The following is a 21,444-nucleotide window of genomic DNA, read 5'->3' on the forward strand; positions in this document are numbered from 1 at the left end:
CGCCCCGGCGGGGCTCAGGTCACGTCGTCGTACCCGTTGACCCGCTCCGCGGTCGGCTGCTCGGGCAGGGCGCGGGGCGGCCGGACGGCGTCGGTGTCGTCCAGGGGCTCGGGCGTGAGGTCCAGCTCGGAGGCCTCGTCGTCGGAGGGCCCCTGGTCGTCGCGGCGGCGGCGCCTGCGGTCGTTGAGCATCGAGACCAGCACGGCGGCGAAGTAGAGGATCCAGATCGGTGCCGCCAGCGACATCATGGTCAGCGGGTCGGTGCTCGGCGTGGCGATGGCCGCGAACAGCGTGATGCCGAGGATCATGCCGCGCCACCAGCCGAGCATCCGCCGGCCGGTGAGCACGCCGCCGAAGTTGAGCATGACCAGGAGCAGCGGCAGCTCGAAGGAGAGGCCGAAGACGACCACCATGCGGGTGACGAGGTTGAGCAGATCGTCCAGCGGGAGAAGGTTGTTGACGCCGAACGGGGTGAACTCGATGAGCACCTTGGCCGTGGTGGGCAGCACCACGTAGGCGAAGTACGCGCCCGCGAAGAAGAGGGGGGCGCCGGTGGCCACGAAGGCGTAGGCGTACTTCTTCTCGTTCCCGTGCAGGCCCGGCGCGACGAATCCCCAGAGCTGGTACAGCCAGACCGGCGAGGCGAGGACGATGCCGGCCATCAGGGAGACCTTGAGGGCCAGGGTGAAGGGGCCGAGCAGACCGTTGATCGTGATCTGCGCACAGCGCTGGTGCTCGGGGTCCTTCGCGAGTTCGGCGAAGGACTCCTTGCAGCCGACCGATTCGAGGACCGGGTCGGTGAAGAAGTTGATGATCTCGTTGTAGAAGAAGGCGGCGACGATCGTGACGACGACGATGGCCAGCAGCGCCTTCGCGAGCCGGTTCCGGAGCTCACGAAGGTGGTCGATGAGGGGCATGCGCCCCTCGGGGTCCTTCTCCCTTGAGCGGGCGGACTTGAGCAACCCACGTCCTCATCTCGTGCGGTGGACCGGTGATCACCCGGCCCTGCGTCAGCGCTTGGTGGTGTCCGTCGGCTCGGTGACCGGGCGGGAGCTGCTCACGTCACCGGGGGCGGCCTGGATGGTGCGCTGCGACGAGGACTGCTCGGGGTTCGGCGGGTCGGCGGGGGCCTCGGACTTGCTCTCGTCCTTCATGGCCTTGGCCTCGCTCTTGAGGATGCGCGCCGACTTGCCGAGCGACCGTGCCATGTCGGGAAGCTTCTTCGCGCCGAACAGCAGGACGATGACGACGAGGATGAGAATGATCTCGGGGGCGCCGAGCCTTCCGAACATAATCTTTACCTTCTCACCGAGGCGGCTGGGGTGGGGGTGCTGCCGAACGGATCGGACAGGTGTCCGACCCATTGTGCTGTGCAGCGATCGTAGCGCTCCGGGGTAAACGTCAGGCAATGCCCCGGGATCGTACTCCCGTCCGCGGCCGGGCCTCGTTTTCCGTGCCGCGACCAGCAGCGTACCTGCCGGGACCCGCCGGACGACAGGGCGAAGCGGACCGTTCCGCGGCGCGGGGACGTCGGCCGCGTCACGTCCCGGGGCCGGGTCCGGTGTCCGCTGACCGGAGCGGCGCGCCCGCTCACCGGTCGGAGACGGAGGTCACAGGGCGTCGGCGGAGCGGGCGGCGTGCCGTGCCGTGCGCTCCAGCTCCTCGGCGGCGCGGCCGATCCGATGGGCGGAATCCGCCACCTGCGCCCCGAGCCGCCGGGTCTCCACAAACACCTTCGCCGCGAAGACCGCGAGCACGGCGAGACCCAGGAAAGCCACGGCAACCGCGAACATCGGCCAGAACATGGGCCCGAGCCTAGTGCCTCGGCGGCCGGGGTCCGCCCGCCGGGGCGACCGCGCCCGGTCCGCGCCGTCCGGCCGGGGTCCGGGGGCCGCCGTCGCCCGCTTCGTCCGCCCGCAGCACGCTGCCCGCACCCGGCGCCCGCCCTCCGGACGGTGGCGCGGACACGACGGCGGGGTCTAGACGGTGGAGTGCAGCCGCAGGGTCCGGACCCCGCCGCCGGTGAGCAGCTCCACGATCCGCTCACCGGCCGGCTTGCGGACGGCGGCCCCGCAGTCGGGGCAGGTGAAGGAGTAGAAGGTGGTGCGGCTGGTGGCGCCGATGGCCAGCATGAGGGCGCCCGCCGCCAGTTCGAAGCGGCCCCGGCAGTCGGGGCAGCCCGCCTTGAAGACGACGGGGGCGACGGCTCTCATGCCGGCGAAGGCGGACGCCGCCGTCACGCCCTGGACCGTCGGCCCGACCGACTCGTTCAACGCCCTCGCTCCTGACTGTCGCTGTCGTCCCGGCCGCCGGGCGCCGCCGGTTCGGCCGCGGGGGCCGTGGTGTCCGTGCCGTCCGGGCGGACCGCGGCGGCGGAACCCGCCGTGCCGGGCGTCCCGTTCACGCCGTCCGGCCCGCCCGTCGCGAGGTCCTCGGCGTCGTACCCGGCGAGCGCCTCGCGGGCGGCCCGGCCCGCGCTCGCGGCCAGTTCGGGCGGCGAGACGATCCGGCCGTCGCGGCCGAGCCGCAGCGCGAGCCGCCGCAGCGAGGCCGGGTCGGGAGTCCGCAGGGTGATCCGCAGCCCGCCGCCGGGCAGCTCCTCCGCGCTGTCGTGCGGGTAGTACTCGGCGACCCAGCGTCCGCCCGCGCCGACCTCGACGACGACCTCGGGGTCCTCGGCGGCGGGCTGGACCAGTCCCTCCGACAGGTCCCGCAGCTCCACCTCGGGCGGCGCGGCGGGCTCGTCCAGGATCCGGATCTCCGCGACCCGGTCCAGCCGGAAGGTGCGCCGCGCCTCGGAGCGGCGGCACCACGCCTCGACATAGGTGTGGCCGACGCTCACCAGCCGGATGGGGTCGATCTCACGCTCGGTCAGCTCGTCGCGGGCCGGGGAGTAGTAGCGGATCCAGAGGCGGCGGCGCTCCGAGATGGCGCGGTCGACGTCGGCGAAGACACCGCCCTCGGACTCGAAGGTCACCGACAGCCGGGAGCTGGCTCCGGCCGCCTCGCCCGCCGCCGTCTCCACCTTGGCGGTGGCCCGCAGCAGCGCCTGGCGGTCGCCCTCGCGCAGCCCGGGCAGCGTCGCCACGGCGCGGGCGGCGACCAGCAGCGCGGTGGCCTCGTCGGCGGCGAGCCGCAGGGGCTCGGCGGCGTCCGCGCCCAGGGCGGCCGGGTTGTGCCACCAGATGCGCTCACCGTCGGTGTCGATGTCGAGCAGGTCGCCGCCGCGGAAGCTGGTGCCGCACATCGGCAGCACGTCCAGGTCGGAGACGAGTTCGTCCTCGGTGATGCCGAAGGCGCGGGCCACGTCCTCGATCCGGGCGCCGGGGCGCTCGCGCAGATACGTCACCAGGGAGAGCATCCGCCGGGTCTGGTCGATGGCGCTCGCGGGCCTGACCGGTTTGCCTGCCACTGTGTTGTCCGCTTCCCCTCAGCCCTTGGCGACGGCGCGCAGCCGGTCCACCACGTCCGCGCGCAGCTCCGCGGGCTCCAGCACCACCACGTCCGGCCCGAACTCGACCAGCCAGGCGTCCAGTCCGTGCCCGTACGGAATCTCCAACTCGTCCCAGCCGTTCCCGAGTTCCCGGACGGCGGTGGCCCGGGACCGCAGCGGGTACCCGGCGTCGGCGCGCAGCCGGATCCGCGCGGAGCGGTCGGCGGTCTCCCCCGCCCAGCTCGCGACGGTCTCCCGGACGGTGACGGCGTCGGGCACCGGGGCGGTGAACCGGCCGCCGCGCGAGCGGACCCTGCCGGTGATCCGGGACAGCCGGAAGACCCGCTCGGCGCCCCGGTCGCGGTCGTATCCGGCCAGGTACCAGTGGCCGCGCCAGCACTCCAGGGCCCAGGGCTCGACGGTGCGGGTGCCGGGCTGGGCGGCGTTGGCCTTGCGGTAGTCGAAGACGACGGGGCGGCGGTCGCGGCAGGCCAGCATCAGCGGCTCGAAGGCGGCCTCGTGCACGGGGATGCGGGGCTCCAGCGCGCCGTGCGCCCCGTACGGGTCGACGTCCTCCGGGAGTCCGGCGGCGCGGAGCTTCTGCAGGGCGCCGCTGGCGGCACCGGCGAGCCGGGCCTGCTGCCAGACCTTGGCGGCGAGGCCGAGGGCGGCGGCCTCCTCGGCGTCCAGGGTGATGGGGGGCAGCCGGTTGCTGTCGCTGCGGGCGACGTAGCCGGTCTCGCCGTCCAGGGCCTCGACCGTCTCGATCACCATGCCCAGCTCCCGCAGGTCCTCCTTGTCCCGCTCGAACATGCGGTTGAAGGCGTCGTCGGAGGCGGCCTCCAGATAGGCCTCCAGGGAGTCGCGCAGCTCGCGCTTGCTGAGGGGGCGTCGCGCCCCGAGCAGGCACAGAGCCAGATTCATCAGCCGCTCGGCCTTGGCAATGGCCATCGACGCCCTTCTCCCTGTGGTGCTTCACCCGTGACCGTACCGTCCCGGGGTGGCGGGGCAAAAGCCGAGGGCCCATGCCCGGACAGGCATGGACCCCCGATGACCGGTACTGATCGCCCGGTGATCAGACTCCGAGCAGGTCGACCACGAAGATCAGGGTCTCACCGGGCTTGATCGCCGGGGTGGGGCTCTGGTCGCCGTAGGCGAGGTGGGCCGGGATGGTGAGCTGGCGGCGTCCGCCGACCTTCATGCCCTGCACGCCCCGGTCCCAGCCCGCGATGACCCGGCCGCCGCCGAGCGGGAAGCGGAACGGCGCGCCGCGGTTCCAGCTCGCGTCGAACTCCTCGCCCGTGCTGAAGGCCACGCCCACGTAGTGGACGGTCACGTTCTGCCCGGCCTGCGCGACGGGGCCGTCGCCCTCCCAGATGTCCTTGATCTCAAGATCCGCCGGGGGCTCGCCGCCCGGGAAGTCGATCTCGGGCTTGTCGATGCTCACGTATCAGCTCCTGCTTGTTCTGCGGAAAGGCGACGGCCAAGTCTTACATCCCCGGAGGGTCACATCTTCGCGAGGATGTCGACGGAGAAGACCAGCGTGGCGCCCTTGCCGATGTCGCTGCCCTGCGGCGGGTTGTCGCCGTAGCCGAGCTCCGGCGGGATGACGATGAGGACCCGGCTGCCGACCTTCTTGCCGGTCAGCCCCTGCGACCAGCCCTTGACGACCTGCTGCAGGGAGAACGAGGTGAGCTGCTTGCGCGCGTACGTCGAGTCGAACTCCTTGCCGCCGTCCCAGACCACGCCCTTGTACTGGACGAGGACGCTGTCCTCGGCGGCGACCTCGGCGCCGTCGCCCTCCAGCACGTAGTCGGCGACGAGCTTCTTCGGCGCGTCGCCCTTGGGGACCTCGATGGAGGGGGCCTTGCCGTCGGTGTTGGTGCCGACCTTGGGCAGCGCGGCGTCGTCCTGCGGGACGGCCTTGCCCTTGGCGGAGCTGCGGGCGTTGTAGGTGTCCTGGATGTCGACCACGAAGACCAGCGTGTCGGTGCCCTTGATGCCCGCCTGCGCGTTGCCGTCCTCGCCGTACCCCCAGGTGGGCGGGACGGAGAAGAGGACGCGACTGCCGGCCTTCCGGCCGGTCAGCGCGTAGCGCCAGCCGTCGATGATGCCGCCCTTGGCGAGCTGGATGACGAGGGGGGACTTGCGGTCGTACGAGTTGTCGAAGACCTTCGCGTCGGACCAGATCTGGCCGAGGTAGTTGGCCGAGATGAAGTCGTTCTCCGCGACCGTGGTCCCGTTTCCGGCGATGACCGTCTTGACGGCGAGCTGGTCGGAGGGGTCACCGCTGCCCTTGGCGACCGTCGGCTTCTCGTCGAACCCGGTGCCCGCCGTGATCGCCGGCAGCGGACCGTCGACGATCTTCGGGGCCGGGGGTTCCGAGCCGGCCGAGGCATCGGGCGACGCGCTGGCGGGGGCGCTGCTGCTGCTCGTCGATCCGGACGAGTCGTCGCCGCACGCGGCGAGCGTGACCAGTCCGGCGGGAACGGCGATGAGGAGTGAGCGTCGGCGCACGGTGGGGGCCTCGTAATCGGTCGGTGTGCCTGTCGGGGTGCGCGCAAACTCTACGGCGTGAGTCGGGCGCCGTACGTGGAACGTACGGCGCCCGTGTGGCGTTCCGGCCCTGGGTGCGGATGCGCGTGCCCCCCGTCACCCGGTCACATTCCGGCGATCAGCTTCTCCACCCGGTCGTCCACGGAGCGGAACGGGTCCTTGCACAGCACGGTGCGCTGCGCCTGGTCGTTGAGCTTGAGGTGGACCCAGTCGACGGTGAAGTCCCGGCGCTGCTCCTGGGCCCGCCGGATGAAGTCGCCGCGCAGCCGGGCCCGAGTGGTCTGCGGCGGGACGGACTTGCCCTCGAAGATCTTCAAGTCGTCGGCGACCCGGGCGGCTTGCCCCTTCCTCTCCAGCAGGTAGTACAGGCCGCGGCGGCGGTGGATGTCGTGGTAGGCGAGGTCTATCTGCGCGACCCGCGGGTTCGACATGGTCATGTTGTGCTTGGCCCGGTAGCGCTCCAGGAGCTTGTACTTCATGACCCAGTCGATCTCGGTGCCGACCCGGTCGAGGTCCTCGGTCTCGACGGCGTCCAGGGTGCGGCCCCAGAGCTCCAGCACCCGCTCGACGGTGCCGGTGCGGATGCCGCGGCGCTCGCAGAAGTCCACGGCCTTCTCGTAGTACTCCCGCTGCACCTCCAGCGCGGACGCCTCCCGGCCACTGGCCAGGCGCACCTTGCGCTGGCCGGTGATGTCGTGGCTGACCTCGCGGATGGCCCGGATCGGGTTCTCCAGGGTGAGGTCGCGCATGACGGTGCCCGCCTCGATCATGCGCAGCACGAGGTCGGTGGCGCCGACCTTGAGGAGCATGGTCGTCTCGGACATGTTGGAGTCGCCCACGATGACGTGCAGCCGCCGGTAGCGCTCGGCGTCGGCGTGCGGTTCGTCGCGGGTGTTGATGATGGGCCGGGAGCGGGTCGTCGCGGAGGAGACGCCCTCCCAGATGTGCTCGGCGCGCTGGCTGACGCAGTAGACGGCGCCGCGCGGTGTCTGCAGCACCTTTCCGGCACCGCAGATGAGCTGCCGGGTGACGAGGAACGGGATGAGGATGTCCGCGAGCCGGGAGAACTCCCCGTGGCGGGCCACCAGATAATTCTCGTGGCAGCCGTAGGAGTTTCCGGCGGAGTCGGTGTTGTTCTTGAACAGGTAGACGTCGCCCGCGATTCCCTCCTCGTGCAGGCGTCGTTCGGCGTCGACCTGCAGTCCTTCGAGAATGCGCTCGCCCGCCTTGTCGTGCGTGACGAGTTCGATCACGTTGTCACACTCGGGGGTCGCGTATTCCGGGTGCGACCCCACGTCGAGGTAGAGACGGGCCCCGTTGCTCAGGAAAACATTGCTGCTGCGGCCCCATGACACGACACGGCGGAAAAGGTACCTTGCCACCTCGTCAGGAGACAGGCGGCGCTGTCCCCTGAACGTGCACGTGACGCCGTACTCGTTCTCCAGCCCGAAAATGCGGCGGTCCATGACTGAACATTACGCCTTATGGCCCGGGCTGAAACGGGGTTCGGCAGCACGATTTGGATCATTTTCCGATGAAGCCGTTTTTCCCGCCGCCCGGCCGGGGTCCGCGAGCACCCGTCCGGTGCAGGCCAGGACCAGCAGCGACAGGGCCCCGGCGGCCCCGGGCACCGCGAACCCCCAGAGCGATCCGCCCGCCTCGACGACCGGTCCGGTGAGGCCGGTCCCCACCGAGGCGCCCACGGTGAAGGTGGTCACCAGCCAGGAGAACGCCTCCGTCACGGTGCCCCGGGGCGCGTGCCGGTCGACGAGGACGAAGGCGCAGGCGACGGCCGGGGCGAGGAAGACGCCCGCGAGCGCGGTCAGCAGCACCATGGGCACCGGGTCCGGGCGCAGCGTCAGCGGCAGGTAGCACACCGCCAGCAGGGCCACCAGCGCCCGCAGTCGGCGGGCGGGCTCGCCGGTCCACGCCCGGGCGCCGTAGACGGCGCCGCCGGCGAGCGCGCCGAGCCCGAGGGCGGCCATCAGCCAGCCGTAGACGGCGTCGCCGCCGTGGTCGTCGGCGTAGGAGACGGAGGCGACGGTGATGGAGCCCAGGGCCGTCCCGACGAACAGGAAGGCCCCGAGCAGGGCGAGCAGCCCCGCCGAGCGCAGGGCGCCCAGCCAGTGCGCCTCGCGCGGCGCCGAACGCCAGGCGCGCGAGGGGGGCGACAGCACCACGGAGAGGGCGCCGAGCACGCCGATGACGTTGAGGACCAGCAGCGCGGCCCGGGCCGACCACAGGGACGCGCACAGGGTCACGAGCAGCGGTCCGACGGTGAACATGACCTCCTGGGCGACGGCGTCCATGGCGTACGCCGCGTGCACCCGGCCCTCGCCGCCCAGCACGCCCGGCCAGAGCGCCCGCAGCCCGCCCTCCAGCGGCGGGGTGAGCAGCCCGGCGGCGGCCACGGCCGCGTACGCCGCCGCGACGTTTCCGGTGCCGAGGAGGGCGAAGGCCGCCATGGCCAGGGCCGACAGGACGGCGGCGGGCAACTGCACCCCCGGCTGGCCGCGCAGGTCCACGAGCCGGCCCAGCACCGGCTGTCCGACCGCGTTGGCGACGCCGTAGACGGCCGCCAGGGCCCCGGCGAGGCTGTAGGAGCCGCCCTCGGCCCGGACGAAGAGCACGATCGCGATGGCGGCGGTGGCGTTGGGCAGCCGCCCCACGAGCGTGCCGACGAGCAGCCGCGCGGCGTGGCGTGCCCGCAGAATCTCCAGGTACCCGGCGACCACGGGCCGTCCCCTGTCTCACGAACGATGACGTTGTACGTATAACTTCCGTCGTCATACGTACCATGTCGGCTGTTCACGAGTCCAGACGAAAGCGCAGGGGGAACGGTGTCACGAGGCAGCGCCCGCCCCACGAGCCGGGACGTCGCCCGCGCCGCCGGAGTCTCCCAGGCGGCGGTCTCCCTGGTCCTGGGCGACAAGTGGCGGGGGCGGGTCTCCGAGCCCACGGCGCGGCGGGTCCGGGAGGCCGCCGACGCCCTGGGCTACCGGCCCAACCTCGCGGCCCGCAACCTCCGGCTGGGCCGCACCCGCACGGTGCTGCTGGTGGTGCCCGCGCTGACCACGGAGTTCTTCGCCGGGGTGTACACGGGGGCCGCGCGGGTCGCCGCCGAGCACGGCTTCGGGGTGGTGCTCTACCCCTCGCCGGAGGGCGTCGGCCCGGCCCGGGACCCCTTCGCCTCCGCGTCCGCCGCTCTCGACGGGGTCATCGCCTCCTCGATGGCGGCCGACGCCCTCACGGCCATCCGGGGCGACCAGCTGCCGCTGGTGATGCTGGACAGCGACCCGGAGGGCAGCCTGGGCGCGGCGACGGTCAACCTGGACATCGCCGACGGCATCCGGCAGGTCACGGAGCACCTGCTGGCCCTCGGCCACCGGCGCTTCCTGCACCTCGCGGCGGACGTGCCGTCCTGGACCTTCGAGGTGCGGGCGAGGGAGCTGGCGGCGCGGCTGTCGGCGGTGCCGGGCACGACGCTGGCGACGGCGCGGGCGGCCATCTCGATCGAGGACGCGCTCGGGGCGGCGGAGGCGGCCCTCGCGCGCCCGGGCCCCCGGCCCACGGCGGTGGTCTGCGACGACGACAAGCTGGCGGCCGGGGTGTACAAGGCGGCGCGGCGGGCGCGGCTGCGCGTCCCGGACGATCTGTCGGTCACCGGCCTCGACGATCTGGGCCTGGCCACGGCGATCGACCCGGAGCTGACGACGGTGCGGCTGGACGCGGAGCTGTTCGGGGAGCGGGGCATGCGGGCCCTGCTGGCGGTCCTCCAGGGCGGCACCCCGGAGGCGGGCGACATCCCGGTCGCCCTGGTCACCCGCTGCTCCACGGCCCCGCCGCCCGCCGACGGCCCCGCCCCCGTACCGGGCTGATCAGGCGTTCCCGCGGACGGACTCCACCGCGTCCCGCACACCGGGGTCCGGATCGTCCGCGAGGGTGTCCAGCAGCCCGCCGACCCCGGGGGTGGACCACCCGGCGACCGCCCACACCAGCCCGCGGCGCACCTCGGGGTCGGGGTGCGCCGCCAGCCGGGCCAGCCGGGCGACCGGGCCGCGCCGCCGCATCCCGAACCCGTGCAGGGCGGCCAGCAGGGCGGCCGGGTCCCCGGGATCGCCGGCCGCCTCGATCCTGGCGAGGAGCGCCCCGGCCGGGGGCGGCGGCCCGTCCAGGGGGTGCGGCAGCCGCTCGCGCAGCCGCCGCGAGCCGTACTCGCCCCGCACCCGGCAGCCCTGGCAGGTGCAGGGGCGCGTCCCGTGCGCGTCGGGCCGGTACCGCCAGCCGGCGACCTGCGGGGCGGGGCGTATCCGGTGGATCTCGCGCGGCCGGACGGCCCGGGGCACGAACACCTCCCACCCGCGCGGATCGTCCAGCGCGGCGATCCGGCGCACCGCCTCGGCCGCGGGGACGGTGGAGCGGGGGTGGCGCGCGCGGTCCCCGTACCTCCCGGCGAGGACCGGCTGCTCGTCGTCGAGCCGCAGATGGACGGCGACCAGCCCGCCCCGGCCGCCGAACCGGGCCAGCTCACGCAGCCACTGGTGGGTGAGGGTGTGGGAGCGGAGCACGGGGAAGCAGTACACCCCCCGCGCGCCGTCGGGTCCGCGGCCGGCCCGGAGCCCGCCGCGCCGGATGCGCTGCGCGTGGGCGGCGGACGTGAGGTGCACGAACATCGCCATGTCGGCGCATGCTACGGGCCCGCGCGGACGGCCCCGGTGACACCCCCGGCCGGAACGGGCGCGGACGCGCGCCCCGGCCCCGCTCCGCGGAGGGACACCCGGCGGGGGCGGCGGGCCTGGCGGATCCGGCGCCGGACGGGTGGGGCGCAGGGCGCGCACCGCATCGGCGGGACGGGCACCCGCCGGACGGGGGCGGAGCCCCTGGAGCTAATGGAGCCCTCGGGCTGACGGGAGGGCCGGAGACCGGCCCCGCAGCCCCCGAGCCGTGGTGAACCCACGGGGCGGTGGTGGAGCCTCCGGGGCGGGCCCGGGGCCGACGGCTCGACCCCGGTCCTGGCGCGGCCCCGGCACCGCGGCGGAACCACCGGACTCGCGTTGGAGGCCCCGGTCAGCGGCGGGGGGCGGGCCCGCCCTCGGCGGGCCCGGCGTCACGCGTCCTCGTCGTCGCCCCCGGCCGAGGACTCCGCGTCGGACGGCTCCGGGGCCGCCCCGGTCGCCTCGGCCAGCAGCCGCGAGAGCCGCTCGCCGACGATCCGCTTGAACTTGCGCTTCTGCGGCCGCGTCCGGTCCAGCACCGCGACCTCCAGCCGCTCCGCCGGGATCTCCCGCTCGCTGCCGTTGGTGTCGCGGGAGAGCGCCTGGACGGCCAGCTTCAGGGCCTCGGCCAGCGTCATCCCGTCCCGGTGCCGCTGGTCCAGGTATCCGCTGATCTGCTCCGCGTTGCCGCCGACCGCGACCGAGCCGTGCTCGTCGACGATGGAGCCGTCGTGCGGCAGCCGGTAGATCTGGTCGCCCTCGGGCGTCTCGCCGACCTCGGCGACCACCAGTTCCACCTCGTACGGCTTCTCCCCCGCGCTGGAGAAGATCGTGCCGAGCGTCTGGGCGTACACGTTCGCCAGTCCCCGGGCGGTCACGTCGTCCCGGTCGTACGTGTAGCCGCGCAGGTCGGCGTAGCGGACGCCGCCGATCCGCAGGTTCTCGTACTCGTTGTACTTGCCGGCGGCCGCGAAGCCGATCCGGTCGTAGATCTCGCTGAACTTGTGCAGCGCGCGGGACGGGTTCTCGCCGACGAAGACGATGCCGTCGGTGTACTGCAGCACGACCAGGCTGCGGCCTCGGGCGATGCCCTTGCGGGCGTACTCGGCCCGGTCGGCCATCGCCTGCTGGGGTGAGACGTAGAACGGAGTCGACACCGGTTATCCGTCCCTTTCTGTCGAAGTCACTGGACCACCTGTCCTGCACACGCCGGAGGACCCGGCCGCCGTCACAGCAGCGCGGCCCTCGGCCCGTCCGGCTGCTCCAGGCGGCGTTCCAGGACCGAGCGGGAGAGCTGGGAGGACTCGTCCTCGGTGAGCCGGCGGAAGCCGTCCCCGGTGATCACGGTGATGATCGGATAGATCCGGCGCGCGACATCGGGACCGCCGGTCGCCGAGTCGTCGTCCGCCGCGTCGTAGAGCGCCTGGACCACCAGCGTGGTGGCCTGCTCCTCGGTCAGGTCGCCGCGGAACAGCTTCTTCATCGCCCCGCGGGCGAAGACCGAGCCCGACCCGGTGGCCGCGAAGTGGTGCTCCTCGGAGCGCCCGCCGGTCACGTCGTAGGAGAAGATGCGGCCGCGGCCCCGGTCCACGTCGTACCCGGCGAACAGCGGCACCACGGCGAGGCCCTGCATCGCCATGCCGAGGTTGGACCGGATCATCGTGGACAGCCGGTTGGCCTTGCCCTCCAGGGAGAGCTGGGCGCCCTCGACCTTCTCGAAGTGCTCCAGCTCGAGCTGGAAGAGCTTGACCATCTCCACGGCCAGGCCGGCCGTGCCGGCGATGCCCACCGCGGAGTGCTCGTCGGCCGGGAAGACCTTCTCGATGTCCCGCTGGGCGATGACGTTGCCCATGGTGGCCCGCCGGTCACCGGCGAGCACGACGCCGCCGGGGAAGGTGACGGCCACGATCGTCGTGCCGTGCGGCGCCTCGACCACGCCCTGCACCGGCGGGAGCTGCCGGTTGCCCGGCAGCAGCTCCGGCTGGTGCTCCCCGAGGAAGTCCATGAAGGAGGAGGACCCGGGCGTCAGGAAGGCGGCCGGTAGACGCCCGGTGCTACGAGTGTTGGCTTCCACGCGTTTCCTTCCACGTACTCTGCGTCTGCTGGTCAGCCGTGCCCCTTGTCCGCCACCGGCCGCCGGCCGGTGCCCCCAAGTGGGCCGTGCCACGGACCCTACCCGCCTGGCGGCGGTGATCCACACACTCGGCGGAAACCGCGGAACGAACCCCCCGGCCCCCGTCGACGACGGCGCGCGGCGCGGTTCCCACCGCACCGCGCGCCCCGGTCGGACCCCTCGCCCCGCCCCGGGCGCCGCCGGGCGCGCGGGGCGGAGGGATCGGCCTACTGGCCGCCCTTCTGCACGAAGGACCGCACGAAGTCCTCCGCGTTCTCCTCCAGGACGTCGTCGATCTCGTCCAGGACGGAGTCCACGTCGTCGCTGAGCTTCTCCTGGCGCTCCTTGAGGTCCTCGGATACCTGCGCGTCCTGCGCCTGCTCCTCGGCCTCCTCGGTGGAACGCGTGGCCTTCTGCTGCCCGCCGCCGGTGTCCTTGGTCGCCATCACCCTCACCCCGCTCGGTTCGCCCGACACAGTTGCTCGGTCAAGATCAGACCCTACTAGCCGGGTCCGACATCGCCCCCGCGTCCCTCCAACGCGCGGGGGCCACCTCAATGGTTCCCGGACCCGGTGGTTTCCACCCTGTCCGGCCGACTTTCCCCGGGTACCCACCCGGTCCTCTCACTCGCCGGACAGGACCCTGACCAGGTCCTCCGCGGTGCGGCAGCGGTCCAGCAGCGCCTTGACGTGGTTGCGCGTCCCGCGCAGCGGCTCCATGGTGGGGACCCGCTGGAGCGAGTCCCGCCCCGGCAGGTCGAAGATCACCGAGTCCCAGGAGGCCGCCGCCACGTCGTCGGCGTACTGCTCCAGGCAGCGCCCGCGGAAGTACGCCCGGGTGTCCTCCGGCGGCTTCGTCCGCGCCCGCTCGACCTCGGACTCGTCCAGCAGCCGTTTGACCCGTCCGCGCTCGGCCAGACGGTTGTAGAGGCCCTTCTCCGCCCGTACGTCCGCGTACTGGAGGTCGACCAGGTGCAGGCGGGCGGCGTCCCAGTCCAGGCCGTCGCGGCGCCGGTAGCCCTGCATCAGCTCCAGCTTGGCCACCCAGTCCAGCTCGCCGGCCAGGCTCATCGGATCGTTCTCCAGCCGGTTGAGGGTGTCCTCCCAGCGGCCCAGGACGTCCTTGGTCTGGTCGTCGGCGTCCGCCCCGTACCGCTCCTCGACGTACTTGCGGGCCAGCTCGTAGTACTCCATCTGGAGCTGGACGGCGGTGAGCGTCCGGCCGCTGCGCAGCGTGACCAACTGGCGCAGCGAGGGGTCGTGGGAGACCTGGTGCAGGGTGCGGACGGGCTGGTCGACGGCGAGGTCGACGGCGATGAACCCGTCCTCGATCATGGAGAGCACCAGCGCCGTGGTGCCCAGCTTGAGGTAGGTGGAGATCTCCGACAGGTTCGCGTCACCGATGATCACGTGCAGCCGGCGGTACTTCTCGGCGTCCGCGTGCGGTTCGTCGCGGGTGTTGATGATGGGCCGCTTGAGGGTCGTCTCCAGCCCGACCTCGACCTCGAAGTAGTCCGCGCGCTGGCTGATCTGGAAGCCGTGCTCGTGCCCGTCCTGGCCGATGCCGACGCGTCCGGCGCCGGTGACGACCTGGCGGGAGACGAAGAACGGGGTCAGGTGCCGCACGATGTCCGAGAAGGCGGTCTCCCGCTTCATCAGGTAGTTCTCGTGGGTGCCGTAGGAGGCGCCCTTGTTGTCGGTGTTGTTCTTGTAGAGGTGGATCGGCTGGGCGCCGGGGAGCTGGGCCGCCCGCTCGGCCGCCTCGGCCATGATCCGCTCGCCCGCCTTGTCCCACAGCACGGCGTCGCGCGGGTTGGTGACCTCGGGGGCGCTGTACTCGGGGTGGGCGTGGTCGACGTAGAGCCGGGCGCCGTTGGTGAGGATCACGTTGGCCAGGCCGATGTCCTCGTCGGTGAGCTGGCTGGAGTCGGCGGCCTCCCGGGCGAGGTCGAAGCCCCGCGCGTCCCGCAGCGGGTTCTCCTCCTCGAAGTCCCACCGGGCGCGGCGGGCCCGGTGCATCGCCGCGGCGTAGGCGTTGACGATCTGGGACGAGGTGAGCATGGCATTGGCATTGGGGTGGCCGGGGACGGAGATGCCGTACTCCGTTTCGATGCCCATTACTCGCCGTACGGTCATGCGGCCCTCCTTGCCCGGCGCCCTCGGTCGGGGGCGTCGCTCACGTGGCGCTCCGGTGCGTGTGCGGTGCCCGTCCCCGCACCGCGCGAACCGGCGGTACGCACGAGCCTAGAACGCCTCTGCGCCGGCGGGGAGATCATTTGCGTCATTGCCCTGCTCCAGCCGTGGACCCCCAAAACAGCCGGCTGCGGGTACCCGCCGGGGGCACCCGCAGCCGCCCCGCTTCTACAGGTACTGCCCGGTGTTCGCCACCGTGTCGATGGAGCGTCCGGTGTCCGCGCCCTGCTTTCCGGTGACCAGGGTGCGGATGTACACGATCCGCTCGCCCTTCTTTCCGGAGATCCGGGCCCAGTCGTCCGGGTTGGTGGTGTTGGGGAGGTCCTCGTTCTCCTTGAACTCGTCCACGCACGCCTGGAGGAGATGGGAGACGCGGAGGCCCTTCTGGTCCTTTTCCAGGAAGTCCTTGATCGCCATCTTCTTGGCGCGGCCCACGATGTTCTCGATCATGGCGCCGGAATTGAAGTCCTTGAAATAGAGGACTTCCTTGTCGCCGTTGGCGTAGGTGACTTCCAGGAAGCGGTTCTCCTCGGATTCGGCGTACATGTGTTCCACCGCCGTCTGGATCATGCTCTGGACGGTGGCCGCCTTGTCCTTGTCGTGCTCCGCGAGGTCCTCGGTGTGCAGCGGGAGCCGCTCGGTGAGGTACTTGCCGAAGATGTCCTTGGCCGCCTCGGCGTCCGGGCGCTCGATCTTGATCTTCACGTCGAGCCGGCCGGGCCGCAGGATGGCGGGGTCGATCATGTCCTCGCGGTTGGAGGCGCCGATCACGACCACGTTCTGCAGGCCCTCCACGCCGTCGATCTCCGCGAGGAGCTGCGGGACGATGGTGTTCTCCACGTCCGAGCTGACGCCGGAGCCGCGGGTGCGGAAGAGGGACTCCATCTCGTCGAAGAAGACGATGACCGGCGTGCCCTCGCTGGCCTTCTCCCGGGCGCGCTGGAAGACGAGGCGGATCTGCCGCTCGGTCTCGCCGACGTACTTGTTGAGCAGCTCCGGGCCCTTGATGTTGAGGAAGAAGCTCTTGCCCGCGGCCTGGCCGGTCACCTCGGCGACCTTCTTGGCCAGCGAGTTCGCCACGGCCTTGGCGATGAGCGTCTTGCCGCATCCGGGCGGGCCGTAGAGCAGGACGCCCTTGGGCGGCCTCAGCTCGTGCTCCTTGAACAGGTCGGGGTAGAGGTACGGCAGCTCGACCGCGTCGCGGATCATCTCGATCTGGCCGCCGAGGCCGCCGATCTGCTCGTAGCCGATGTCGGGGACCTCTTCGAGGACCAGCTCCTCGACCTCGCTCTTGGGCACGACCTCGTAGACGTAGCCGGAGCGGGGTTCGAGCAGGAGGGCGTCGCCGGGGCGGATGGTCACCCCGCGCAGCGGCTCGGCGAGCCGGACCACGCGCTCCTCGTCGGTGTGGCCGAGCACCAGGGCGCGCTCGCCGTCCTCCAGGATCTCCTTGAGGGTGACGATGTCGCCGACGCTCTCGTAGGCCATGGCCTCGACCACGTTGAGCGCCTCGTTGAGCATCACTTCCTGGCCGCGCCGCAGCCCGTCCAGTTCGACGCCCGGACTGACGTTGACCCGGAGCTTGCGGCCGCCGGTGAAGATGTCGGCGGTGCCGTCCTCGTTCGCCTGCAGGAAGACGCCGAATCCGGCCGGGGGCTGGGCCAGGCGGTCGACCTCCTCCTTGAGGGCCACGATCTGGTCGCGGGCCTCGCGGAGCGTGTTGGCCAGCCGCTCGTTCTGCGCGGAGACGCCGGCCAGGTTGGTCTGCAGCTCGACGATCCGCTCTTCGAGAATTCTCGTGTGCCGCGGAGAGTCGGCGAGCTTGCGTCGCAGGACGGCGATCTCCTGCTCAAGATAGGCCACCTGCCCGGCCGGGTCGTCGGACCCGCGTCCCGGGCGGATGCCGCGGTTCATGTCGTCGTCGTGGGCTGCCACGGTCCTCACCTCCTCCAAGGGGAGCTGGACGCTTCCAGACCCTACCTGGGTGGGTGTCGATTGAAACCCCTAGATCACAAAGACGGTCGGGGTGTGTCCGATCTTCACCCTTGCGCTCTCCCTCACGCCAGGGGAATACCCATCGGCCGTGAAGAGAATCCCGGCGGAGGTAGGGTCGAGATGTTCAACACCCGTCGGAGCTGGCCGGATTCCCGGCCGGGAACGGCGCAGGAAACGGCAGGATGGGAATGATCGTGCAGCAGGAGGCCGGTACCGGGAGCGAGGCACTGGAGGTCTGGATCGACCAGGACCTGTGTACCGGGGACGGCATCTGCGCCCAGTACGCGCCCGAGGTGTTCGAGCTGGACATCGACGGCCTGGCCTACGTCAAGGGCGCCGACGACGAGCTGCTGCAGGACCAGGGGGCGGCGGCCCCGGTGCCGTTGCCGCTCCTCGCGGACGTGGTGGACTCGGCGAAGGAGTGCCCCGGCGAGTGCATCCACGTGCGCCGCGTCTCGGACGGGACCGAGGTCCACGGCCCCGACGCGCCGTGACCGCGCCGTGAGGTGACGTGCGCGTCCGGTGACCGCCGCCGCGGCCCGCCCCGCGGGGTGGCGCCGCGCGGCGCACGGGCGGCGGCGGCCGGCGGCTCAGACGCCGCGCGCCCCGGCGGCCGCCCCGCGGACGAACACGCCGTTGCCCCACCGCCACTTCACGTCGTCCGAGAGGTCGGGGCAGCAACTCGGCACCGTGGCCGAGGAATAGCCGAGCAGCGTGGCGAGAACCGCTCCGTCCCGCACCGCGAGCCGGGTGACCGTCCGGCGCTCGGCGGGGTCCACCAGGGTGGCCACCAGCCGGGGGGCGCCGCCGTCGCCGCGCGTGAGGACGTACACCCCGTCGGGCGGGGTGCCCATGGGGGCGTCGCAGTGGACGGCGGCCACGGTCTCGGGACGGCCGTCGCCGTCGAGGTCGCCGACGGCCTTCTTCGCCACCACCGCCCGGACGGGGCCGCAGTCCAGGGGGAACTCCACGCCCTCCGCGTCGGGCGGCGCCGCGCGCCCCGGGGCCGTCCCGGTACCGGTGGCCGCCGTGTGCCGGGCCGTCGCGGGGCCGGGCGCGAGCAGCGGGGACAGGGCCACGACCCCGGCGACGGCGGCGGCCGTGGCGATCCAGTGGATCGGCCGGGCACGGGTGTGCGCGAGGTCCGGAACGGCGGGGTGCTGCACGAGGAGTGTCTCCTGTGAGGGCTGTGCCGGTGGGGGTGGCCTGCATCGTGCCACAGCGTCGCGGGGCGGGGGAACGGCGGGGTGCGCGGGGCGGGGCCACCGCCGCGGGGCGGTGCGCCGGGGCCGCGGGGAAGGCAACGGCGGCCGGTGCGCGGGTGGGCTGCGGCGACCGGTGCGCGTTGGGGCGCGGGGGTACGCGGGCGGTGCGGCGGAGCGGGCGGCCAAGACGGCGGCGCCGCGTCGGAGTTGCGCCCGGTCCCGGGGAACTCCGCCGCGGCGCCGGTGCGTTCTACCGGGGCCGGGCGCGCCTCAGCGGCCGGAGCCCCCGTCGGCGTTGGGGCCGGCGTAGTCCTCGCCGTAGGCGCCCTTGGCGGGGCGGCGGCGGCGCATGGGCGGCTCGACGCCGTCCGCGAGGCGGCGGGCGGTGAGCAGGAAGCCGGTGTGGCCGATCATCCGGTGGTCCGGGCGGACGGCCAGGCCCTCGATGTGCCAGTTGCGGATCATCGACTCCCAGGCGGTCGGCTCGTTGAAGCTGCCGATCTCGCGGATGGACTCGACGGTGCGGGCGAGCTGGGTGGTGGTGGCCACGTAGCAGCACAGGATGCCGCCGGGGACCAGCGCCTTGGAGACGGCCTCCAGGCACTCCCAGGGGGCGAGCATGTCCAGGACGACGCGGTCGACGTCGGTGTCGGACAGGTTGTCCTGGAGGTCGCCGACGGTGAGCTGCCAGGCGGGGTGCGGGCCGCCGAAGTAGCGCTCCACGTTGGCCTGCGCGATCTCCGCGAAGTCGGCGCGCCGCTCGTAGGAGTGCAGCATGCCCTGGTCGCCGATGGCGCGGAGCAGGAAGCTGCTGAGCGAGCCGGAGCCGACACCGGCCTCGACGACCCGGGCGCCGGGGAAGATGTCGGCGAAGGCCAGGATCTGGCCCGCGTCCTTCGGGTAGACGACGGCTGCCCCGCGGGGCATGGACAGGACGTAGTCGGGGAGCAGGGGGCGCAGCGCGAGATAGGCGACGTTCCCGGTGGTGCGGACCACGCTGCCCTCGGGAGCGCCGATCAGTTCGTCGTGCGGGAAGGAACCCTTGTGGGTGTGGAAGTTCTTCCCGGCCTCGAGCGTGAACGTGTAGTGGCGGCCCTTGGGGTCGGTGAGCTGAACCTGGTCCCCGACCTTGAAGGGCCCGCGCCTGCGGGCGGCACCGGTCGGTTCGGACATGTGACCAGCCTACCGGTCCCCGGAGGGGCCGCCGACCACGCGGCCCGTCAGGAGGGGCGGGCCATGGCCTTGACGAAGGCCCGCTCGACGTCGGCGGCGGAGAGCACGCCGTAGATCTCTCCGGTCTCCTCGACCACCAGGTACTCGGTGGCCGGGGTGGCGCGCAGGGCGTCCAGGAGTTCCTCCCCGGTCAGCTCGGCGGAGAGCCGCATGCCCTCGGTGATGTCCTGGGCGAGCCCGCTGACGGGCACCCACGGGCGGCGGTGCTCGGGCACGCCGACGATGGCGGCCTCGCGGACCAGGGAGACGGGCCCGCCGTCCGCGTCGACGACGACCAGGGCCCGGGCACCGGCGGCGTTGGCGCGGCGCAGCGCCTCCGAGAGCGGGGTGTCGGCGGGTACGGGGACGGCGCGCCGGGTCAGGGCGCGGGCGCGCAGCTCGGGCAGGTGCTCGCGCAGCCGGGCCATGCGCAGACTGTTGCCGGCGCCGGTCCAGATGATCGCGGCGAGGATGGCGGCCAGCAGGGCGTCCATCACGGTGTCCATGCCCACGTTGTCCACGGCCCCGGCGCCGAGGGCACCGGACTGGGTGAGCAGCGGCAGCCCGATCAGGACGCTGACGGCGAGCGCGCGGCCGACCCAGGCGGCGGCGACGGTGCCGCTCATGGGCTTGCCGGTGATCTTCCAGACGACGGCGCGCAGCATCCGGCCCCCGTCCAGGGGGAGGCCGGGGAGGAAGTTGAAGACGGCGACGATCAGGTTGGAGATCATCAGACCGGCCAGCAGGACGCCGGGGACGCTTCCGGGGTCGACGGGCAGCAGGGCGAGGTAGAAGACGCCCGCCAGGACGAGGGAGAGCAGCGGGCCGACGAAGGCCAGCACGAACTCCCGGCCCGGGGTCTCGGCCTCCTTCTCGATCTCGGAGACGCCGCCGAAGAACTGGAGCTGGATGCGGCGCACCGGCAGCTTGAAGCGGAGCGCGGCGACGGTGTGGGCGAGTTCGTGGACGAGGACGGAGGCGTAGAAGGCGACGGCGAAGAAGAGGGAGACGAGGTAGCGGGCGGCGCCGAGACCGGGCAGGACGCGGTCGAGCTGGCCGCCGAACACCCAGGTGATCAGGATGGCGACCAGGAACCAGCTCGGCGCGACGTAGACGGGTACGCCGAACGGCCGCCCCATCAGCAGCCCGCCGCCGGGCTCGCGGCGGCGCCGCGGGCCGGGGCCCGGTCCGGCGTCTCCCCCGGCGTGGGCGCGGGAGCGCCGCTCGTGGTCGGGGTCGGTGCCCGCCGCGGGGTGGCCGGTGACGTGGGCGCCCGGGGGGTGCGCGGGGCGGTGGGGGGCGCCGTGGTCGCCGCTGTCGGCGTGGGCGTGGCGGGGGTGGGTGTCACCGGCGTGCTCGTCGCCGTGGCGGTCCCGGTCCCCGCCGTCGCGGGCGGGGGCCGCGCCACCGTCGTGGGGGGTGGGGGCCTCACCGCTGGCGGCGTGCGCGTGACGGGGGTGGGTGTCGCGGGGGGCCTCGTCGCCGTCGGGGGCGGAGGTCCCGCGATCATCGTGGGAGGTGGGGGCCCGGTGGCCGTGGCGGGCCCGGTCGCCGCCGCCGTGAGCGGGGGCCTGGTGGCCGTCGGGGGCGGGCGCGTGGCCGGGGTGGGTGTCGCGGGGGGCCCCGTCGCCGTCGGGGGCGGGGGCCCGGTCCCCGGAGCCGCTGCCGCGGGCCCCGCCGTCGTCGGGGGCGGGGTGTTCGCCGTCGCGGGCGCGGTCACCGCCGTCGGGGGTCTGGCCGTCGTCGCCGTTCCCCTCGCCGGGGGTACCGCTCCCGCCGTCGCCGGAACCCGGCGGGGGCGCCGGGGGGCCGTGCGGGGTGCCGTCGGAGGAGGCGTGGTCGGGGCGGTCGGCGGGGGCCGTGCCCGTCGGGCCGCCCGGGGCCGTCTCCCCGGCACCGTCGGCGGGAGTGCCCGAGGGCCCGCCCGGGGCGTTGTCCGGGGTGTCCGGACCGGCGTCGGGGCCGGACTGCGCGCCCTCCGGCGGGCGTCCGGCGGGACCGGCACCGGCGGCCGGGGCCGCGG

At 73.2% G+C, this 21,444-nt stretch carries 20 protein-coding genes and 1 pseudogene; 2 read left to right on the plus strand and 19 right to left on the minus strand.

Annotated elements, in window-relative coordinates:
• Positions 1-14 precede the first annotated feature (14 nt).
• From tatC to ACZ7LB_RS17360, 10 genes are all read right to left on the minus strand, one after another.
• A complete protein-coding gene (gene tatC, locus ACZ7LB_RS17315) occupies positions 15-962 on the minus strand; it encodes a twin-arginine translocase subunit TatC (RefSeq protein WP_471469017.1) in 948 nt (315 codons plus the stop codon).
• Between the two features lie 48 nt (positions 963-1,010).
• Positions 1,011-1,292: a Sec-independent protein translocase subunit TatA gene (gene tatA, locus ACZ7LB_RS17320; protein WP_471469019.1), complete on the minus strand. Its 282-nt coding sequence runs from the start codon at positions 1,290-1,292 to the stop codon at positions 1,011-1,013.
• Positions 1,293-1,610: 318 nt separating this feature from the next.
• On the minus strand, positions 1,611-1,805 hold the full coding sequence (locus ACZ7LB_RS17325) for a hypothetical protein (RefSeq protein ID WP_471469020.1): 195 nt from the start codon (positions 1,803-1,805) through the stop codon (positions 1,611-1,613).
• A 174-nt stretch (positions 1,806-1,979) separates the two neighbouring features.
• Positions 1,980-2,213 (minus strand): hypothetical protein, encoded by a 234-nt coding sequence (locus ACZ7LB_RS17330; protein WP_161226532.1) that lies wholly within the window; start codon positions 2,211-2,213, stop codon positions 1,980-1,982.
• Between the two features lie 56 nt (positions 2,214-2,269).
• Complete coding sequence (locus ACZ7LB_RS17335; protein ID WP_471469022.1) at positions 2,270-3,412, minus strand: helix-turn-helix transcriptional regulator; 1,143 nt, start codon at positions 3,410-3,412, stop codon at positions 2,270-2,272.
• Between the two features lie 18 nt (positions 3,413-3,430).
• Positions 3,431-4,384, minus strand: coding sequence for a helix-turn-helix transcriptional regulator (locus tag ACZ7LB_RS17340; protein ID WP_471469023.1), 954 nt, complete (start codon positions 4,382-4,384; stop codon positions 3,431-3,433).
• 124 nt (positions 4,385-4,508) lie between these two features.
• A complete protein-coding gene (locus ACZ7LB_RS17345) occupies positions 4,509-4,880 on the minus strand; it encodes an FKBP-type peptidyl-prolyl cis-trans isomerase (RefSeq protein ID WP_161226484.1) in 372 nt (123 codons plus the stop codon).
• Positions 4,881-4,939: 59 nt separating this feature from the next.
• Positions 4,940-5,950, minus strand: a complete 1,011-nt coding sequence (locus ACZ7LB_RS17350) for an FKBP-type peptidyl-prolyl cis-trans isomerase (RefSeq protein WP_471469024.1) — start codon at positions 5,948-5,950, stop codon at positions 4,940-4,942.
• 143 nt (positions 5,951-6,093) lie between these two features.
• Positions 6,094-7,455 carry a Pup--protein ligase gene (gene pafA / locus ACZ7LB_RS17355; RefSeq protein WP_471469026.1) on the minus strand — a complete coding sequence of 454 codons (1,362 nt, stop codon included), beginning with the start codon at positions 7,453-7,455 and terminating at the stop codon, positions 6,094-6,096.
• Positions 7,456-7,464: 9 nt separating this feature from the next.
• Positions 7,465-8,724, minus strand: coding sequence for an MFS transporter (locus ACZ7LB_RS17360; RefSeq protein ID WP_471469028.1), 1,260 nt, complete (start codon positions 8,722-8,724; stop codon positions 7,465-7,467).
• Positions 8,725-8,829: 105 nt separating this feature from the next.
• On the opposite strand from ACZ7LB_RS17360, the gene ACZ7LB_RS17365 reads away from it, so the two are divergent.
• Entirely contained in the window at positions 8,830-9,867 is a 1,038-nt protein-coding gene (locus tag ACZ7LB_RS17365) for a LacI family DNA-binding transcriptional regulator (protein WP_471469030.1), read from the plus strand.
• On the opposite strand, the gene ACZ7LB_RS17370 is transcribed toward ACZ7LB_RS17365, so the two are convergent.
• The 6 genes from ACZ7LB_RS17370 to arc all read right to left on the minus strand — a co-directional run bounded on the left by ACZ7LB_RS17370 (position 9,868) and on the right by arc (position 16,944).
• Positions 9,868-10,668 carry a HEAT repeat domain-containing protein gene (locus ACZ7LB_RS17370; protein WP_471469031.1) on the minus strand — a complete coding sequence of 267 codons (801 nt, stop codon included), beginning with the start codon at positions 10,666-10,668 and terminating at the stop codon, positions 9,868-9,870.
• A gap of 428 nt (positions 10,669-11,096) precedes the next feature.
• On the minus strand, positions 11,097-11,861 hold the full coding sequence (prcA, locus tag ACZ7LB_RS17375) for a proteasome subunit alpha (RefSeq protein WP_471469033.1): 765 nt from the start codon (positions 11,859-11,861) through the stop codon (positions 11,097-11,099).
• 71 nt (positions 11,862-11,932) lie between these two features.
• Positions 11,933-12,778 (minus strand): proteasome subunit beta, encoded by an 846-nt coding sequence (gene prcB / locus ACZ7LB_RS17380; protein WP_471469034.1) that lies wholly within the window; start codon positions 12,776-12,778, stop codon positions 11,933-11,935.
• Between the two features lie 266 nt (positions 12,779-13,044).
• Positions 13,045-13,263, minus strand: a complete 219-nt coding sequence (locus ACZ7LB_RS17385) for a ubiquitin-like protein Pup (RefSeq protein ID WP_161226477.1) — start codon at positions 13,261-13,263, stop codon at positions 13,045-13,047.
• A gap of 177 nt (positions 13,264-13,440) precedes the next feature.
• Positions 13,441-14,952 carry a depupylase/deamidase Dop gene (dop, locus tag ACZ7LB_RS17390; protein WP_471469036.1) on the minus strand — a complete coding sequence of 504 codons (1,512 nt, stop codon included), beginning with the start codon at positions 14,950-14,952 and terminating at the stop codon, positions 13,441-13,443.
• Positions 14,953-15,177: 225 nt separating this feature from the next.
• On the minus strand, positions 15,178-16,944 hold the full coding sequence (arc, locus tag ACZ7LB_RS17395; RefSeq protein WP_161226476.1) for a proteasome ATPase: 1,767 nt from the start codon (positions 16,942-16,944) through the stop codon (positions 15,178-15,180).
• A gap of 248 nt (positions 16,945-17,192) precedes the next feature.
• Here arc and ACZ7LB_RS17400 point away from each other — a divergent pair, with 248 nt between their 5' ends.
• Positions 17,193-17,498 carry a ferredoxin gene (locus ACZ7LB_RS17400; protein ID WP_471469210.1) on the plus strand — a complete coding sequence of 102 codons (306 nt, stop codon included), beginning with the start codon at positions 17,193-17,195 and terminating at the stop codon, positions 17,496-17,498.
• Positions 17,499-17,594: 96 nt separating this feature from the next.
• Here ACZ7LB_RS17400 and ACZ7LB_RS17405 read toward each other — a convergent pair whose 3' ends face one another.
• The 3 genes and pseudogenes from ACZ7LB_RS17405 to ACZ7LB_RS17415 form a co-directional block, all read right to left on the minus strand.
• Positions 17,595-18,170 (minus strand): hypothetical protein, encoded by a 576-nt coding sequence (locus ACZ7LB_RS17405; RefSeq protein WP_471469038.1) that lies wholly within the window; start codon positions 18,168-18,170, stop codon positions 17,595-17,597.
• A 309-nt stretch (positions 18,171-18,479) separates the two neighbouring features.
• Positions 18,480-19,382 carry a tRNA (adenine-N1)-methyltransferase gene (locus tag ACZ7LB_RS17410; RefSeq protein ID WP_471469040.1) on the minus strand — a complete coding sequence of 301 codons (903 nt, stop codon included), beginning with the start codon at positions 19,380-19,382 and terminating at the stop codon, positions 18,480-18,482.
• Positions 19,383-19,429: 47 nt separating this feature from the next.
• Positions 19,430-20,842, minus strand: a pseudogene (locus ACZ7LB_RS17415) (site-2 protease family protein); the annotation flags it as partial.
• Between the last annotated feature and the right edge of the window lie 602 nt (positions 20,843-21,444).

The sequence above is a fragment of the Streptomyces sp. NPDC107521 genome (assembly GCF_055598485.1).